Annotated in this window: 1 protein-coding gene; it reads right to left on the bottom strand. The window is 71.8% G+C overall.

The annotated features are described in order from the left end of the window. A partial coding sequence (locus tag ACWDTP_RS16545; protein WP_450021552.1) for an amino acid adenylation domain-containing protein occupies positions 1-20371 on the bottom strand: 20371 nt, incomplete at its 3' end.

Genomic DNA, 20371 nt, shown 5'->3' with positions numbered 1-20371 from the left:
TGAGCGCCTTGGCCAGCAGTTCCTGCATCGCGAGCCGGTCCGCCGGGTACTCGGGGTCCAGCGGCAGGAACGCCGCACCCGCCTTCGCCACCGCGAGCAGCGCCACCACCAGTTCGGTCGATCGGGGCAGGCTCACCCCGACGACATCGCCCGGCCGGGTGCCTCGACCGGACAGATCGGCCGCCAACCGGTCCGACCAGTCGTCGAGGTCGGCGTAGGACAGGTCCCGGCCCTCGTAGCGCACCGCCGGAGCATCGGGTGTGCGGCGGGCCTGCCGGGACACCAGGTCGCCCAGCGACACCGGCTCGACATCGTGATCGGTGTGGTTGATGCCGGCGATCAGGGCGTCCCGTTCACCGGGCCCGAGCAGGTCGATCGCCCCGATCCGCAGCGACGGATCGGCCGCGACCCGGTCGAAGACCGCCACCAGCCGTTGCGCCAGGGTGCGAACGGTCGATTCGTCGAACAGGTCGGCCGCGAACTCGGCCATGATCGTCGCGTCCCCGCCGTGCTCGATCAGGGTGAAGCCCAGATCGAACATCGCCGCCGTCACCGCGGGCTCGTGCCACCGGGTCGGCAGGCCGAACATCCCGGTCTCGGCTCCGTCGCCGCGGTGGTAGCCGACGAACAGGTTGAACAACGGGTTGCGGCCCGCGACGCGGGGCGGATTGAGCTCCTCCACAAGCTGATCGAACGGGAGGTCCTGATGCGCGAACGCGGCCAGGTCGGCCGTGCGCAGCCGGCCCAGCAGGTCGGCGAAGGACGGGTTGCCCGAAAGATCGGCCCGCAGCACCACGGTGTTGACGAAGAACCCGACCACCTCGTCGAGTGCGGCGTCGTCGCGGCCGGCGACCGGGGTGCCCACGACGATGTCGTCCCCGGCGCCGAGCCGGTGCACCAGTACGGCCACGGCGGCGTGCAGGGCCATCACCATGCTGGCCTGCCGCCCGTCGACAAGGGCACGCAGCGCGGTGACCGTTTCCGGGTCCAGCTCGACATGCAGGGTGCCGCCCGCGCCGCTGGGCCGGTTCGGCCGGGGCCGGTCGGTGGGCAGCGCCATCTCGTCGGGGGCACCGGCCAGCGCGGTGCGCCAGTGTTCTCGCTGCGCCTCGCCGGCCTCGGCCAGTAGGGTCCGCTGCCACAGCGTGTAATCCGCGTACTGGACCGGCAATTCGGGCAGGGCCGCGCCGGTGCGGTCACGGCGGGCGGCATAGGCCGCGTTCAGGTCGGCCAGCAACGGCCCGTCCGACCATTCGTCGGTCGCGATGTGGTGCAGCAGCAGCAGCACGGTGTGCTCGTCGGCGCCGGCCCGGAATACGTGGGCCCGCAACGGGATTTCGGCGCTCAGGTCGAAGTGGTGGTCGACGGCCGCATCGACCGCCGCGTCTGCCTCGTCCGCACCGCGATCGGTGACGGTCAGCGGCGGTCGGGTGCCGCGCGGCAGGACCCGCTGGTGGTAGACACCGTCGTGCTCGTCGAACACCGTGCGCAGCGACTCGTGCCGGTCGGCGACGTCGGTCAGGGCGTCGTGCAGCACCTGCGGGTCGAGGTTGCCGCGCACCGTGAACACCAGGGGATAGTTGTAGGCCGTCGCGGTCTCGCCGAGCCGGTCCAGCACCAGCAGCCGTTCCTGGGCCGCGGACGCTGGGATCCGGTCCGGGCGTGGTCCGGCGACCAGTTCGGGGCGTGGGGCGGCGCCCCCCGCGGCGGACAGGTGCTGCGCGAGGGTGGCGACGGTGCGGGCGTTGAACACATCGCCGAGGGACAGCTCCACGCCGAAGTCGGCCCGGACCCGGCTGATCAACCGGATGGTCAGCAGCGAGTGGCCGCCCAGGTCGAAGAAGTCGTCGTCGGCGCTCACCGCGTCGACACCGAGCACCTCACCGAACAGTCCGCACAGCTTCTCCTCGGCGGGTGTCCGTGGGGCACGGCCGCCCTGACCGCCGGTGAGCGCCACCTCCGGCAGGGACCGCACATCGAGTTTTCCGTTGTCGGTCAGCGGGATCTCGTCGAGGGTGGTCATCGCGGTCGGCACCATGTACGAGGGCAGCAGGCCGGCCAGATGTGCCCGCAGTTCGGTGAGCAGGTCCGCGCCGCCCGCCGCAGGCACCACGTAGCCGACCAGCCGGTGCGAGCCCGCGGTCCTGGGGTCGGGGCGGGCGATCACCGCGGCCTGGGCCACCGCCGGATGCGCGGCGAGCGCGGCCTCGATATCACCGAGTTCGACGCGGTAGCCGCGGATCTTGACCTGGTCGTCGGTGCGGCCGAGGAAGTCGAGGTTGCCGTCGGGCCGCCGGACCACGAGGTCACCGGTCCGGTACAGCCGGCCGCCGCCGAACGGGTTGGCGACGAATCGCGTCGCGGTCAGCCCGGGTTGGCCGAGGTAACCCCGCGCCAGCCCGGCGCCGGCGATGTAGAGCTCACCGGGGACGCCGTCGGGTACCTGACGCAGCCAGCCGTCGAGGATGTGCGCACGGGTGTTCCAGATCGGTGTGCCGACGGTGGGGGTGGGGCTGTCGTCGGTGCCACCGCCGAGCGTGTTGATGGTGTACTCGGTCGGGCCGTACAGGTTGTATCCGTACCAGGAGTCGTTGTCGCGCAGCCGGTTCCACACGGTGGTCGAGACGGCTTCGCCACCGAGCAGCACCAGCACCGGCGGATGGCCGTCCGGATCGAGCAGGCCCTCCTCGAACAGCAGCGCCGCATAGGTGGGGGTGACGTTGACGACGTCGACCGCATGCGCGTGGCAGTAGGCCACCAGCGCGGTCGCGTCGCGGCGCAGCACCTCGTCGCAGATGTGCACCTCGTGACCTTCGATGAGCCACAGCAACTCTTCCCAGGACATGTCGAACGAGAACGACACGGTGTGGGCGATGGTCAGCCGCCTGCCGCCGGCCCTGGCGATGGCCGGCGCGAAGATGGCCTCCCGGTGGTTGAGGTGCATGTTGGTCAGCCCGCGGTGCGGGGTGACGACGCCCTTCGGTTTACCGGTGGAACCCGAGGTGTAGATGACGTAGGCGGGTTCGTCGGGACGCGGTGAATACCCGTCCCAGTCGGCCCGCGCGGCATCCAGTTCGGTGCGCAGCTCGGCACCGTCGAGCACCGCCACCGGTGCCGGCGTCACCGCCCGCAGTCGCGCCTCGGTGGCCCCGGTGGCCAGCACGCACACCGGGCCGGCGTCGGCGAGCATCACCGCGAGCCGCTCGTCGGGGTAGTCGAGTTCCAGCGGCAGGTAGGCGCCGCCGGCCCGCAGCACCGCGAACAGCGCGACGACGGCCTCGATCGAGCGTGGAACCGCCAGCGCCACCGTGGTTTCCGGCCCGATGCCACGGCCGCGCAGCACCCAGGCCAGCCGGTTGACCCGGGCGGTCAACTCGGCGTAGTCGACGCGGTCCTCGCCGCACACCAGGGCGGTCAGGGTGGCCGATTCGGCCGCCCGTTCGGCGAGCAGGTCGATGACCGTGGCGCGGGGCAGGTCGTGGTCGGTCCGCCGATCGCGCTCAGCCCAGGTCTCGCGCTCGGCGGGGCGGGTCAGCTCGAGGGTGGCCAGCTCGGTGTCGCCGCCGGCGGCCAGTGCCAGCAGCACCTGCCGCAGCCGGTCCAGAAGGCCTTGCGCATAATCCGTTTCGACGACGTCGGGCCGGTACTCCAGCTTCATCCAGAACCGACGGCCCGGCGAGGCCACCCAGGTCAGCGGGTAGTGCGAGGCGTCGACGGAATCGTGCCCGACGATGCCGTGCTCGGATTCCATATCGGTGAAGGTGTCGTCGTCGAGGAAGTTCTGCAGCACATAGAGGCTGTCGAACAGGGCCCCGCCACCGGCGAGCGCACCGTTGTCACGGTCGGCGGCGACCAGGGCCCGTTGGATGTCGCCGAGACCCAGGTACTCATGGTCCATCAGGTTCAGCCGGTCGGACTGCACGGCGCGCATGGTGTCGGCGACCGATCGCGTCGGGTCGAGGCGCACCCTGGTCGGGACGGTGTTGAGGAACAACCCGATGACGGTGTCGATGCCGTCCAGGTCGGTGGGGCGTCCCGCCACCGTCGACCCGAAAACCACATCGGAGCCACCGGATTCGTAGGCCAGCACCAGCGCCAGCGCGGTGGACACCACGGCGTTGAGGGTGACGCCGGCGGCCCGGCCGGCTGCGGTCAGCGCCGCGGTCTGCTCCTCGGTCAGGATGAATTCCAGGCGCAGCGCCAGGGTCGGATCGGTGCCTGCCGCGGCGGGCACCAGCAGGGTCGGGGCCGGGAGACCGGCCAGCGAATCGACCCAGCGGGCGGCCGACTCCGACCGGTCGCGGCCGGCCAGCCAGCGCAGATAGTCGGTGAAATCGGCTTCCGCGCCGGGCAGTTCGGTCCGTTGGCCGCGCCGGGTGGCGGTGTATTCGGCGAACAGTTCCCGCAGCAGCTGCTCGCGCGACCAGCCGTCCAGCAGCAGGAAGTGGTAGCTGAGGATCAGCCGGTCCTGTGCGCCGGTGCGGATCACGGTCATCCGGGCCAGTGGTGGGGCGGACAGGTCGAAGGTGCGCAGCCGGTCGGCGGCGGTGACCTCGGCGAGTCGATCCGCGCGCCGGTCACCGGTCAGCGCGGTGAGGTCCACCACCTCGGGTTCACATACCGGGGCGGCCGCCACCGCGGCCACCGGCCCGGGCAGATCGTCGGCCCAGAACCCGCTTCGCAGTACCGGGTTTCGGGCCATCACCGCCGAGTAGGCGGTGCGCAGAGCGTCGACGTCGATCGGCTCGGCGAAGTCGAACACGTTCTGCACGATGTAGACGGCGGCGGAGGCGTAGCGGGCCTGGAAGTAGACGCCCTCCTGCAGCGGTGACAGCGGCCAGATGGTCTCGACCGGTTGGCCCACCGCGGTGCTGACCCGGTCGATCTGCTGCTGGGTCAGCTCGACCAGCGGCAGGTCCGACGGGGTCAGCGCGGGTGCCGGGGTGCCGGAACCGACCGCGCCGGTGAGTTCGGCCAGCGCGGCGCTCCACTGCCTGCCCAGATCGTCGGCCTCGTCGGCGGTCAGTTCTCCGTCGGCGTAGGTCAGGGTGGCCCGCAGCCGGGGGCCGTCGACGGTCTCGTCGCAGATCGCGTTGACCTCCAGCACGTACGGGGTGCCGAGGCCGGGGTCGGGGGCGGTGCGCAACGCGTCCACCTCGGGTGCCGAGGCCCAGTCGTCGGGGGCGTCGGCGGCCCACCGGCCCAGATAGTTGAACAGCACCTGGGGGACCGGCATCCGGCCGAGCGCCGCGGCCGTGCGCGGATTGCAGTACCGCAGTTGGCCGTAGCCGAGCCCGCCGTCGGGTGCGGACCGCAGCCGCTCCTTGACGTCTTTGAGCACGCCGAGCGGATCCTCGCCGGGGGCGGGTAACCGTACCGGTGCGATCGCGGTGAACCAGCCGACCGTGCGGGACAGGTCCAGTTCGTCACCCCAACCGTCCCTGCCGTGCCGCTCCAGGTCGAGCACCACCGGTGCCGCCGGATCGCCGCCACCCGCGGTGCGCCACCGGTGCAGCGCCACATGCAGTGCGGCGACCAGGGTTTCGGTGATATCGGCGTTGGCCGCCGCGGGCACCGTGGTGAGCAGCGGCAGGGTCTGTTCGGCCGACAGCCTGATCTCGTGGTCGCGGGTGGAACCGACGGTCAGTGTCATGGTGTTGGCCTGCGGTTTCAGCTCCCCGCCGGGCGCCAGCACCGAGGTCCAGTGCTCGAACTCGGCCAGCCTGGCCGCGTGTTGGGCGTTCTCGCTGACCGTGCGGGCGTAGGTCCGGATCGACGTCGGGACCGGCGCCAGCACCGGGTGTCGTCCCGCCCTCACCTGGTCGCAGACCTCCGCCAGGTCGTCGATGACGATCCGCCAGGACACCCCGTCGACGGCCAGGTGGTGCGCGGCGAGGATCAGTCGGCCCTGGTGGTCGGCGCCGCGGTCGAGCCAGCAGGCCGCCACGACCACACCGGCGTCGGGGTCGAGCCGGCCGACCGCGGCGTCGGATTCGGCGGCGACGAGTTCCCGCAGCCGGTCCTCGTCGACCCCGGCCGCGGCCACGGTGGTGACCGGGATCGGTTCTGCGGCAGTGGTTTCCAGCGACCACAGCAGCGGGGACGGCCGGTGCAGCCGGATCCGCAGCGCGTCGTGGCGCGCGATCACCGCGTTGACCGCGGCGGCCACCTGCTCGCCGGACAGGCCTGCGGGGGTGCGCAGCAGCTCGGTCTGGTTGACCCGCGAGATCGGTCCGCCGAGTTCGGCGAGGCGCTGCACGATGGGCGTCAGCATCACCTCGCCCAGGTCCGGGCCTGCGTCCTCGGCCGGGTCCGGTACCGGTGCCGCGGTGCCGATCACGGTGGCCAGGGCCGCCGGGGTGCGCTGGGCGAACACCTGCTGCGGGGTGATCCGCACGCCGTGCCGCCGGGCCCGGTTGACCAGTTGGATCGCGACAATGCTGTCCCCGCCGGCGGTGAAGAAGTCGTCGTCGACTCCGACTGTGCTGCCGAGGATCTCGGTGGACAGGGTCGCGAGCAGTGCCGCGGTGTCGTCGGCCGGGGCGGGTGACACCGGCGCCGCCGCGCTCGGGGCCTCCTGGTCGGGCAGGGCCGTGCGGTCCAACTTACCGTTGACGGTCAGGGGCAGTGCGTCGATGGGGATCAGGGCCGACGGCATCATGTAGTCCGGCAGGCGTTGCGCGAGTTCGGTTCGCAGCACACCGGTATCGAGCCGCTCGCGGCCCACCAGGTATCCGATCAGCCGGACCCGGCCGGTGTCGTCGCCGCGGACGTCGGCCGCGGCGTTGCTGACCCCGGGCAGGGCGGCCAGCGCCGACTCCACCTCACCGAGCTCGATGCGGTACCCGCGGACCTTGACCTGCTGATCGGAGCGGCCCAGGTACACCAGGTCACCGGTGTCGGTCCACATCGCGGTGTCGCCGCTGCGGTACAGCCGCTCACCGGCCGCGTCGAACGGGTTGGCCACGAACCGGGTCGCGGTCAGCTCGGGCCGCCCGACGTAGCCGCGGGCCAGCTGCCCACCCGCGATGTACATCTCACCGACCACGCCGGCCGGGACCGGCTGCAGGTGATCGTCGAGCAGGTGGATCCGCAGCCCGGGGACCGGTCCACCGATCACGCTGTCGCCTGCGTCGGTGTCGGCGGGTGCCAGCGGGCGATGTGAGACGTGCACACAGGTCTCGGTGATCCCGTACATGTTGACCAGCGCGGGCGCGTCGGCCCGGTGGTGTTCGTACCACGGTGCGAGCCTGGGCAGATCGAGTGCCTCGCCACCGAAGATCACGTACCGCAACGCGAGGTCGGGACGCAGCCGGCCGTCGGCCTCGATCAGCGGGTAGAACGCCGAGGGGGTCTGGTTGAGCACCGTGACCCGTTCGCGGGCCAGCAGGGTCAGGAAGCGCTCCGGGTCGCGGGCATCGTCCTGTTCGACGACGATCAGCCTGCCGCCGTGCAGCAACGGCCCCCACAGTTCCCACACCGAGAAGTCGAACGCCGCGGAGTGGAACATGGTCCACACGTCGTCGGGACCGAACTCATAGGGCGCCGCCGCGCCCTGCGCGGTGCCCGCGAACAACGCGGCCACGTTGCGGTGGGTGACGGCAACGCCTTTCGGCACCCCGGTGGATCCGGAGGTGTAGATGATGTACGCACTCGAGTCGGCCGAGCCCGCCGGTTCCGGCAGCGGCGCGGGCTCCGCCCGGGTGGCGGCCTCGGACAGGATGAGCACCGGGAGCCCGGTACCGACCCGGTCGGCGGTGTCGGCGAGGACGCACACCGGTGCCGAGTCGTCCAGGATGTGTTTGAGCCGCGCGGCGGGCGATCCGATGTCCAGCGGCACGTAGGTGCCGCCCGCCTTGATCACCGCCAGCAGTCCGACTATCAGGTCAGTCGAGCGCGGGATCGCCACCGCGACCCGGGATTCGGCCCGCACCCCGAGTTCGATCAGGCTCGCGGCCACCGCCGACGCCCTGGCGTCGAGGTCGGCGTAGCTGAGCCGGTCCGGACCGCAGCTGACCGCGATCGCGTCGGGCGAACCCGCGACCACCGCGGCGAACATCTGGTCGAGGCGGCGGTCCGGCCCGGGGCGGGCGGCCACGTCCCCGGCGAATGCGCGTTCGGTTTCGGTGCGCAGATCGATGGCGCTGACCGGGGTTTCGGGCCGCTCGGCGAACGTGGTCAGGATCCGTTCGATCCGTTCGGCGTACCGGTCGGCGGCGGTCTCGGTCACCAGCGCGGTGTCGTATTTGATCTCGAGCGCCAGTTCGTCGTGTGCATAGGCGACGAATGACACCGGGTAGTGCGGTGAGTCGGTGCCGGTGAATCCGCCCCATCCGATGCCCCGCGGATCGCGGGGTTCCTCCGATGAGGTGGCCGGGAAGTTCTCGACGACGACCATGGTGTCGAAGAGTTCTCTGGTCCCGGTCATCCGGGCCAGCTCGGCCAGGCCCACCTGCTGGGCTTCCAGCAGCGCGCTCTGCCGGTCCTGCAGCTCGGCCATGGCCGTGCCGATCGGGGCGTGCGGCCGCCACGCCATCGGTACCGGGATGGTGTTGATCAGCAGCCCGACAATGGATTCGGTGCCGGCCAGCTCCCCGCCGCGGCCCGAGACCGTGGAGCCGAACACGACGTGGTCGCGGCCGAGCAGCCGGCCCAGCAGCAGGCCCCAGGCGCCGTGCAGCACGGTGCTCACGGTCAGCCCCCGGTCCCGGGCGGCCGCCAGGACCGCGGCGGTGGCCTCGGGGCTGAGCCGGCGTACGACGTTGCGGTGTTCGCCCACGGTGCGGTTGGCGCCGCGCGGAACCAGCGTGGTGGGTTCGGCCCCGTCGAGTGCGTCCGCCCAGGCCCTGCGGGCGGCATCCCGGTCGCCGCCGGTGACGGCTTCGATGTGGTCGCGCAGGGTCACGGTGAGGCCCTGTGGTGCCGGTCCGGCGCCGACGGCCGCGTTGTAGTGCCCGACGATATCGGTGAACATCACCGGGTAGGACCAGCCGTCGGCGACGATGTGATGCATGGTTTGGATCAGCCGGTGCTCGCCGGCACCCATCCGCACCAGGGTGTAGCGCACCAGCGGTGCCTGCGCCAGGTCGAACGGACGCGACAACCGCTGCGCGGCAATACCGTCGATATCGGTTGCCTCGACGACCTCGAGTTCGACCGGGGCCTCCGCCCAGATCACCTGGGCGAGGCTGCCGTCGGCCAGTTCGCGGAACGTGGCCCGCAGCGCCTGGTGCCGGGTCAGCACCGCGTGCAGGCTGGTCCGCAGCACGTCCGGGTCGACCGGTCCGGACAGCCGCGCGATCTGCTGCACCTGATAGGTGTCCACGCCGTCCCCGAAGGCATGGTGGAAGTACATGCCCTCCTGCAACGGCAGCAGCGGCAGCACCTCGTCGAGGCGCCCGGACCGCTCCCACCCGTCGATATCGTCCTGGGTGAGGCTGATCAGCCCGAAGTCGGACGGGGTGTGCCCGGTCAGGGAGCCGCAGCGGGTCAGTGCGGTAAGCGCGGCCACCCACATCGAGCCCAGGTCGTCGACGTCGTCGTCCTCGAGCAGCCCGCCCGGCCAGGCCAGCGTCATCGACAGCACCGTGCCGTCGGGCCGGTCCTCGGCGAGTGCGTTGATCTCGAGTGCCACGGCGGGGTTGCTCGGGTCGACACCCTCACTGAGGGCGCCGAATTCGGCGACCGGCTGCCAGTCGGCTCCGCTGCCCCCGGCGAACCGGCCCAGGTAGTTGAACAGGATCTGCGGCGCGGCGCCCGCCAGCGGCCGGCTCTCGTCGAGATAGCGCAGCACACCGTAACCCAACCCCCGGCCCGGTACGGTGCGCAGTTGTTCCTTGACGTCCTTGGCCGCCCTGGCCAGGTCGGGACCCGCGGCCAGGACCTGCTCCCAGGTCAGGGTGCCCGGATCGACCCGCACCGGGTAGATCGAGGTGAACCATCCGATGGTCCTCGACAGATCCAGATCGCCTGCCACCAGGTCGGATTCGCGGCCGTGGCCTTCGAGGTTGAGCAGTGCCGCGCTGCCATGGGACTGGCCGCGGTCGGCACGCCACTGGGCCAGCGCGATCGCCAGGGCGGTCAGCAGCACATCGTTGACCCCGCCGTACATCTGCGCCGGGACGCTCGACAGCAATGCCGAGCTGACCTCGGTGGGCAGCGCAACCCGGTGGCTGCGTACGGTTTGGGCGGTGTCGACGGCCGGGTCGAGCGGGCGGGTGCCCAGGTCGGGATCGGGCGTGGCCAGCACGTCGTTCCAGTAGCCTGCCTCGTCGAACCGGGTCCGCGCGATCGCCTGCGACCAGGTGCGAAACGAGGTCGGCACGGGGTCGAGTGCGGCGCCCGACCAGGCTCGGCTCAGATCGTCGGTGATGATCCGCCAGGACACCCCGTCGATCACCAGGTGGTGAATGACCAGCAGCAGTTGGCCGTTCGCGCCGGGGGTGTCGTACCACACCGCGCGCACCATGATCCCGTCGTGGGGTGCCAGTTCGGCGGCGGCCCGCGCCTTGGCCGCTTCGGCATCGGCCGCGGTGAGTGCGCCGCGGCGGACCGTGAGGTCCACCGGCGCCGCGGTGTCGCCGACGGCCAGGGTCCAGCCGTCGCCGGTGGTCTCGAGCCGGGCGCGCAGCATGGCGTGGGCCTCGACCACCGCGCGCAGCGCGCTCTCGACCGCCCGGGCGGTGGCTCCGGCGGGCGTGGCCACCACCATGGCCTGATAGAAGTTGGCCAGCGGGGTGCCGGCCTGTTCGGTCTCGGCCAACATCGGCGTGGCCGTGACGGCACCGATCCCGGTGTCCGGCGCGGATCGCGGTGCGGCCGACGTGGTTGCGGCGGCGGCGAGTGCGGCGACGGTCCGCCTGCGGAACACGTCGCGCGGGGTGATGGCGATGCCGGCCTTGCGGGCCCGGCCGCACACCGCGATCGACGAGATGCTGTCACCGCCGAGGGTGAAGAAGTCGTCGTCGACGCCGATCCCGTCGGCGCCGAGCACCGAGGTGACGATCTGCAGCAGGGTCGCCTCACGTTCGGTGCGCGGGGCGCGTCCGTCGGTGCGGGTCGCGGCGACCGGCTCGGGCAAGGCGGCCACGTCGAGCTTGCCGTTGATGGTCAGCGGCAGCGCGTCGACCACGCCGTAGCGGGTCGGCACCATGTAGCCGGGCAGCCGGTCGGCGAGATGGTCGCGCAGCCCGGTCACGAGGTCGCCGCGGTCGGCTTCGGCGTCTACTGGAATCACATAGGCGGCCAGGGTTTTCACCGGGGGAGTGGTGCCGCTCGAGCGGGCCACCACGGCGCACCGGGCCACCCCGGGCGCCTCGGCGAGTACCGACTCGACCTCGCCGAGCTCGACCCGGTAGCCGCGGATCTTGACCTGGTCGTCGGCCCGGCCGAGGTAGTCCAGGATGCCCGGCTCGGCGGGGCCGGGCCTGCGGCGCACCAGGTCGCCGGTGCGGTACATCCGCCCACCCGGCAGGTACGGGTCGGCCACCATCGACGCCGCGGTCAGGCCGGCCCGGTTGTGGTAGCCGCGGGCCAGACCGGTCCCGGCGATGTACAGTTCGCCGGTGGCGCCGTCGGGCACCGGACGCAGCGCGGCGTCCAGCACATAGCCCCTGGTGTTCCAGATCGGTTGGCCGACAGTCGGTGTGGCGCTGTCGGCGGTGCCGCCACCGAGCGTGTTGATGGTGTACTCGGTGGGGCCGTAGAGGTTGTAGCCCGCCGAGGCCGGCTCATCGCGCAGCCTGGCCCACACACCCTCGCTGACCGCCTCGCCGCCCAGCAGCACCAGGGCCGGGGTGTGGCCGTCACCGCCGCCGAGCAGTCCGGCGTCGATCAGATGATGCGCGTAGGTGGGCGTGACGTTGATGACGTCGACCCGATTGCGCTGGCAGTAGGCCACCAGGGCGGGCGCGTCGCGGCGGAGTTCCTCGTCGCAGATGTGCACCTGATGTCCTTCGACGAGCCAGAACAGCTCCTCCCAGGACATGTCGAACGAGAACGACACGGTGTGCGCGATGCGCAGGGGCTCGGCCGATCCCGCGCGGCGCACGGTCGGGTCGAAGATCGCCTCCCGATGGTTGAAGTACATGTTGGTCAGGCCGGCATAGCCGGTCAGCACACCCTTGGGCCGGCCCGTCGACCCCGACGTGTAGATCAGGTACGCCGGGTGGGCCAGCCGGGCGGCGCCCGCCGCGAAGGCACCGAGCTCGGCAGCGGTCAGCGGGTGGGCGGGTGTATCGGCCAGCGCGGTAACGGTTTCCGGGTCGTCCATCGCGATGACCTCGGCGTCCTGGCCGCGGGCGCAGTCGATCAGCTCGGCGCGGTCACCGGTGGTCACCAGCAGCACCGGCCGGGCGTCGGTGATGATGGTGCGCAGCCGCTCCAGCGGCAGGTCCAGTTCCAGCGGCAGGTAGGCCGCACCGGCCCGCAGCACCGCGAACAGGGCGACGACCATGTCGATCGACCGGGGCAGGGCCAGCGCGACGAAGGTCTCGGGTGCGGCACCGCGCCCCCGCAGGTACCGCGCGAATCGGGTCACCCGGTCGTCGAATTCGCGGTAGGTCAGCGACTGGGCTCCGAAGACCAGGGCCACCTCGTCGGGGATGAGTTCGGCCCGCCGGGACAGCAGTTCGGCGATGGTGACCGGTTCGACGGGTCGGCTGGTCGCGGCCCAGCGCTGCTCCAGCTCGGTCCGCCGCGGCCCGCCGATCAGGTCGAGTGCGCCGACCGCGATATCGGGTTGTTCGGCGATGGTGGCCAGCACGGTCCGCAGCTGGGCGACCATCTCGGCGGCCCTGGCGTCGTCGATCACCCGGTATTCGAGTTTGACCGTCAGCTCGCGGCCCGGGGTCAGCACCCAGGTCAGCGGGAAGTGCGTGGTGTCGTGGTAGCCGACGCCGACGATGCCGTGGCGTGCTTCCAGGTCGGCGAACGTGTCGTCGTCGAGGAAGTTCTGCAGCACCAGCAGCGAGTCGAACAGGGTGCCTGCGGAATCGCCTGCGGCGCGCTGAATCTGGCCGAGGCCGAGATGATCGTGACGCATCATCGCGAGGCGTTGCGCGCCGATGTCGGTGATCGCGGCCGAGACGGGACGGCCCGGTGCCAGGTCGACCCGCACCGGCACGGTGTTGAGGAACAGCCCGATGGTCTCGTCGATCCCGATCAGCTCACCGGGACGGCCGGCGACCGTGGTCCCGATGACGACGTCACCGGTGCCGGCGTGGTATCCGGTGACGGCCGAGACCGCCGCCGTCACCACGGCATTGAGCGTGACACCGGAGGCGGTGGCGCGCTCCGAGAGCCGTGCGGTGGTGGGCTCGGGCACGGTCACCACAATGCGCCCGGGCTCGGCGGCCGGGCTGGCGTCGGGGTGGCCGGGTTCGACGCCGCTGGCCAGGGTCGGTCCGCTCAGACCACCCAGCAGCTCACGCCAGGCCCGCTCGGTCGCGTCATCCCCGCCGTCGGTGTGCTGGTCGGTCAGCCACCGCAGGTGGCGCACCACCATATCGCCGTGCGGTTGCACCGCTCCGGTCTCGCCACCGGACTGGTACAGCGCGAACAACTCCCGCAGCACCAGTTCGCGGGACCAGCCGTCGAACAGCAGGAAATGGTAGGTGAACAGCATGCGGTCGCGGCCGTCGGGCAGCCGGATCACGGTGAGCCGCAGCAGCGGCGGGTTCTCGACGTCGAACGGTGCGGTGCGGTCGGTGTCGGCGGTGCGTCTCGCGGCGGGTTCCGGATCGGTGTCGGCGGACAGGTCGACGACGGCGATATCGGCCGGGGGTTCGGCGATCACCACCTGGACCAGTGCGGTCGCGTCGGGCGCCGGGTCGGGCTCGGCGTGTTCGACGGTGCGGAACCCGGCCCGCAGCTGCGGGTGGCGGGCGAGCAGCATGCGGTACGCCAGCCGCATCGCGTCCACATCGATCCTGCGGTCGAACTCGAACGTGTTCTGCGCGATATAGGTGGGGCCCGCATCGGCCAGCGTGCTCTGGTAGTAGACGCCCTGCTGCAGCGGCGACATCGCCCAGATATCCTCGACGCCACCGCTTTCGACGAGGGCTGCCAGCGTCTCGGGGGACAGCCGCACCGTGCCGAACCGGGGGATCGGCCCGGTGGGTGCCGGCGCGGCGGGGGACCGGTCGGCGAGCAGGGCGGCCAGCCCGATCGCGCTGCGGCCGCGGAACACGTCCTCGCCGCGCACCTGGTACCCGGCCCGGCCCAGGCGGCTGGTGACCCGGATCGCGCCGATGCTGTCACCGCCGAGCGCGAAGAAGTCGGCGTCGGCGCTGACGGTGTCCCGGCCGAGGACGGCCGCGACCACATCGACGATCGTCCGTTGCAGATCGTCGGCGGGCTGCACCTGCGCGTCACCGGCCGCGGGTGCGCCCTCGATCAGGTCCCGCAGCGCGGCGGTATCGCGTTTACCGTTGGGCAGCAGCGGGATCCGGTCGACGGTCCGCAACACGGTCGGTACCAGGTGCCGCGGCAGCTCGGCGGCGGCCGCGGCCAGCAGATCCTCCGGTCCGGGTCCGTCGGCGTCGGCCACCACGAAGGCCGCCAGCACCGAGCCCGTCCCGACGACCGCGACCTCACCGACCCCGGGCCTGCGGGCCAGCGCGCTCTCGACCTCGCCGGGTTCGACCCGGTGGCCGTTGATCTTGAGCTGTCCGTCGGCGCGACCGGCGAACACGATCCGCCCGTCGGGCAGCCGGGCGCCCAGATCCCCGGTGCGGTACATCCGCTCACCGTCGGCGGCCGCCACGAACCGGCTCGCGGTCTGGCTGGCCCGGTGCAGATAGCCCCGGGCCAACTGGGCGCCGCCGACGTAGATCTCACCGATGACACCGGCGGGCAGATCGCGCAGCCGGTGGTCCAGGATCCGGACACCGGTGGCGGGGACCGCCGTGCCGAGGGTGATGCCGGCGTCGTCCTGCGGGCCGGCCAGCACGTCGCCGGTCACCTCGGACGACCCGTAGGAGTTGACCACCTCGACCTCGGGACATGCGGCGTGCAGCGCGGTGAGGTGTTGGCGTTCAAGGGCTTCACCGCTGACGATCCAGCGGCGCAGTGAGCCGAGGCGGTCGGGGTGTTCCTCGGCGAGCGCGGCGGCCAGCGACGGCACGGCCAGCAGCTGCTCGACCCCGTGCGCGGCGACCAGTTCGGTGATCCGGGTGCCGTCGCGGACCGTCTCGTCGTCGGCGAGGATCGTGCGGGCGCCCGCGACCAGGCCCGCGAGCAGTTCGGTGGTGCCGTCGATGAACGACAGGGAGGTCTTGGCCACCCGCACCGTGGCAGGCCAGTCCCGCACGGCCCAGGTCAGCCGGTTGGCCAGGGCGCCGTGGGTACCCACCACGGCCTTGGGTTCGCCCGTCGAGCCCGAGGTGTAGAGCACCGAGACCGCGTCGGCCGCGGTGACACGCACCGGGACTCGCGGTTCGGCCCGGTCCCCGGTCGCCGCGAGCACCGGGGTGCCCTCGGGAAGTGCCCCGCCGATGGCGGCCCGGCCGGCCTCGTCGACGATCGCGGCCGCCGGGTGGGCGTGGCCGAGCATGAAGACGAGGCGGTCCGCCGGGTAGGTCAGGTCGATTGGCAGATACGCCGCGCCCGAGGAGATGACCGCCCACATGGCGGCGACGAGATCGGCCGACCGGCGGGTGGCCAGGGCCACCACATCGCCGCGCCGCACCCCGGCCTCGGCCAGCCGGCGGCCGAGTTCGGCTGCGCGGGCGTCGAGTTCGCCGTATGTCCAGGCCACCTCGCCCGCGACGATGGCCACATCGTCGCGGTGGGCGGCGATCGCCGCGGCGATCAGCTCGGTGACCGTGCCGGTCCCCGCGCCGGGCACCGGCGCCTGCCGGATGGCCAGGGCGATACCCGGTTCGGTGACGTCGGGATCGTCGGCCACCGCGGTGAGGACGTCGGACAGCGCGGCGATCGCGGCGTCGGCCAGCACATCGGAGACCTGCTCGCGGTCGTTGGTCACGGTGACGGTCACGGTGTCACGCACCGTGATCATCAGGGTCAGCGCATAGTGCGGTGCCTCGACCACACCGATTTCGCCGAGGGTCAGCTCGGCGCGGGAATGTGTGGTGGAACCGAGGTTTTCGATGACCACCAGCGAGTCGAATAGCACGCGGAGCCCGGCCAGCCGGTGCGCGGTGGTCAACGGAAGATGATGGTGCTCGAGCACATCGGCCTCGGCCCGTCCGAGCCGCGAGGCGATCGCACCGACCGGCTCGTCACCCGACCAGCGCACCCGCACCGGTACGGTGTTGACCAGCAGGCCGACCATCCCGTCGACGCCCTCGAGGTCGCCGCCGCGGCCCGACACCACGGTGCCGAATACGACGTCCTCGCGTCCGGTGATCCGGCCGAGGGCGACGCCCCAGGCCGCATGCAGCAGGGTGCTCACCGTCACCGCGGCGCTGCCTGCCGATACGGCCAGCGCGGTGCGCGGCGGCAGGGTCGCGGTACGGCTGCCGAATCCGGTGCCTGCCTCGACTGCGCGGGCTCCGTCGGCGGCCGACACCAGGGTGGGTTGGTCGACGCCCTCGAGCACGGGCGCCCATGCGGCCTCGTCGGCTGCCGTATCGCGGGTGTCAAGCCAGTCCACAAACCGCCGGAATTGCGGTGCGGGACCCTCGAAGTCGGCACCGGTGTAGGCGGTGAGCAGATCGTCGAGCACGAGTGGCACCGACCAGCCGTCGGCCACGATGTGGTGCACGGTCTGGATCATGGTGTGCACGTCGTCGGCGCGGCGCACCAGGGTGTAGCGGGTCAGCGGGGCGGCGGCCAGGTTGAACCGGCGGGTCCGTTCCCACTCGGCGCGTTGGGCCGCCACCGCCGCCGGGTCGGCCGCGGCACGTGCGTCCACCACATCGAAGTCCGGGGGCGTCACCGTCGCGTGCACGGCGACCGGGGTGCCGGCGGCGAGTGTGGTGAAGGCCGCCGAGAGGGCCCGGTGCCGGGCCGTCACGGCGACGGTGGCGCGCTGGAACCGCTCGGTGTCGAGCGGTCCGGTGATGTCGACGATCTGCTGCACCACATAGGGGTCGTGGCGCCGGCTGAACGTCGAGTGGAAGTAGATGCCCTGCTGTGCCGCGGTGAGCGGCAGCAGGTCGACGAGCCCGGGATAGCCGCGCTCGATGTCGGCGATATCGTCTGCGGTGACCGCGATCCGGTCGAAGTCGGACACGCTGTGCCCGCCGACCTGCTCGGTCTCGGCGATCGCGGTCAGCAGCCCGGTCCAGCTCGCGGCCAGGCCGGCCACGTCGGCTTCGGCGACGGCCTCCGACGGCCAGCTGAATGTCGCGCGCAGCACCGTTCCCGCGGAAGTACCGACCGCTTCGGCGTTGACCTCGAGCAGCCGGGGCAGCGGCATGGCCGGGTCGCGGTCTTCGAGGATTCCGTGGTGGGCGAACGCCCACGGCCGGTCGGCGCTGTCGAACCGGCCCAGGTAGTTGAACAGCACCTGGGGTGCGCACGCCAGTCCAGTTGTGCCGGACCGCAGGTAGCGCAGCGCGCCGTAGCTGAACCCGTGTGACGGCACGGCGCGCAGCTGGTCCTTGACCGAACGCACCGCGCGGCCGAGCTGGTCGCCGTCGGTGAGGGCGGCGTGCCAGTCGAATTCGCGATCCGACAGGGCGACGGGGTAGAGGGTGGTGAACCAGCCGATCGTGCCGGACAGGTCGGCGTCACCGACGAGCTCGCCCTCGCGGCCGTGGCCCTCCATCTCGACCACCAGCGTGGGCTCGTCGTGGCCACGCCCGGCCAGCCAGCCCCGCAGCGCCAGATACAGCGCGGCCACCAGCGCGTCGTTGACATGTCCGTGGATCCGGTCGGGCACCGCGGTGAGGATCGCGTCGGTGACCCCGGCGGGCAGTTCGACGGTGAGCCGGGACTCACCGGCCACGGTGTCCCGTGCCGGGTCCAATTCCCGGTCACCCCATGCGGTTTGCGGCACCGCGCAGACCCGCTGCCAATAGTCGAGGTCGTCGTCGAAAGCGCCGGAGCCGGTCGCCTCGGCCAGGCGTTGCGCCCAGGCCCGCCACGAGGTCGGGACCGGGGTGAACTCGCCGCCGGTGTGCGCGGTGGCGATGTCCTCGGCCAGGATCCGCAGCGACACCCCGTCGACCACGATGTGGTGGGCGATCACCAAAAGCCGCCCCCCGCCATGGCCGCGCACCCAGCCGAAGGCGATCATCACCCCGCCGGTCGGGTCGAGGGCGCCGACCAGCTGTCGGACCAGGTCCCGGTCGGTATCGGCGACCACCAGGTGCACCGCCGGCGCCTGCTCGGCGATGGTCAGGTCCGCGGCGGCACCGGTGCTCGAGGCCCACAGCACCGGGTGGCGGCGCAGCACCGTGGCGAGGACGGTCCGCAGCGTCGGCTCGTCCAGATCGGGCGGCGTGACCAGGGCCATGCCCTGGTAGAAACCGTCGAGCACCGAGCCGTCGGCCCCGGCCTCGTCGAGCCAGCGCAGGATCGGGGTGGCCGGCACCGGGCCGGTCGGGTCGATCGTGATCGCCTCGGCGGCACCGGATTCGGCCAGCAGCGGGGCGAGGGCCGCCACGGTGCGGTGGGCGAACATGTCCCGCGCCCGCAACGTGTAGCCGGCGCCCCGGACCCGGCTCACCACCCGGATCGCGACAATGCTGTCCCCGCCCAGACCGAAGAAGTCCTCGTCGACGCCGACGGTTTCCAGGCCGAGCGCATCGGCGAAGGCCTCGCACAGCACGGTTTCGCGCGGTGTGCGCGGCGCGGTCACGGTGCGGGAGCGGGGGAGTTCGGGGGCGGGCAGTGCCCGCCGGTCGGTTTTGCCGTTGGCGGTGACGGGAACCCGGTCCAGCGTCATGAACACCTTGGGCACCATGTAGCCGGGCAACCGGGCGTGGCACCACTCCGCGATCTGGTCGAGCTCCACGGTGTCGTCGGTCAGCACGAGATACCCGACCAGCTGCTCGGCGCCGCCCTGGCGGTGCACGTCGACGACGGCCTGCCGCACCGCGGGGTGGTCGGCCAGCTGCGACTCGATCTCCTCGAGCTCGACGCGGCGGCCGCCGATCTTCACCTGGTTGTCGGCGCGGCCCAGGAACTCCAGGGATCCGTCGGGGGTCCAGCGGGCCAGATCGCCCGTGCGGTACATCCGGGAGCCGTTGCGGTCGAACGGGTTCGCGACGAACCGCGATGCGGTCAGGCCCGCCGCGTTGACGTAGCCCCGGCCGAGCAGGAAGCCCGCCGCGTACAGCTCACCGCCAACGCCGGGGGGTACCGGGCGCATATCGTCGTCGAGCACATAGAGCTGGGTGTGCGGGTTCGGCCTGCCGATCGAGGTGGCGATGCGTTCGGCGGTGTCCCGGTAGATCACGTGGGAGACACCGATCGTCGCCTCCGCGGGACCGTAGCCGTGATAGAGCGTGGTGGACAGCTGTTTGCGGAACCGGGCGAACAGTCCCGGCGTCAGCACCTCGCCGCCGCACCACACGTGCCGCAGCGACGCCAGCGCGCTGCCCTCGGCCGGGCTCAGCCGGTCCAGCTCGAGCAGGGTGTCGAGCATCGAGGACACCAGATAGACGAAGGTGACCTGTTCGCGGCGGATCAGGTCGAGCAGATACTCGGGGTCCTTCTCACCGTCGGGGGCCGCGATCACCACCCGACCGCCGCTGACCAGTGGCAGCAGGATCTCGTTGACCGAGATGTCGAACGACAGCGGGGCTTTGAACAGCGACGCGTCGATGTGATCGTGCTTGCCGAAATGCAGGATGTGGTCGCGCTGCCATTGCAGCCGCTCGGCGATCGCATCGTGGCGGATCATCGCACCCTTGGGCTTACCGGTGGAGCCCGAGGTGAAGATGACGTAGGCCAGCTGGGCCGGGTGGACCGTGATCGTCGGCAACGTGGTGGGTTCGTCGGCGAAGCGCCAGTCGGGCAGTGCGACCCGCAGCAGCTGGGCCGCGCCCCAGTCGGATTCGTCGTCCGGGTCGATATAGGCCGCGACCGCGCCGGAATCGGCGAGCACCTGGGCCCGGCGGTGCACCGGCCAGGTGGGGTCCAGCGGCACGAACGCCGCGCCCGCCGTCATCGCGGCGAGCACACCGACCACCATCTCGGCCGACCGCGGAACACCCACCGCGACAACGGTTTCCGGTCGGTCTCCGGTCGCGGTACGCACGGCGTGCGCCAGTTGCGCCACCCGGGTCCGCAGCTCGCGGTAGGTGAGCCTGCGTTCGCCGTCGACGACGGCGATCCGGTCCGGCGTCGCCGCGCACTGCGCGGCGAACAGCGCGGGAACATTCGACGTCACCTCCGGCGTGGAACGGTTGTTCCACAGTTCCAGAAGTTCCGCGATGTCCAACGAGTCTGCGGTCAC

The sequence above is a fragment of the Mycobacterium sp. NPDC003449 genome (assembly GCF_053588415.1).
This window is presented reverse-complemented; position numbering and strand designations above follow the sequence as displayed.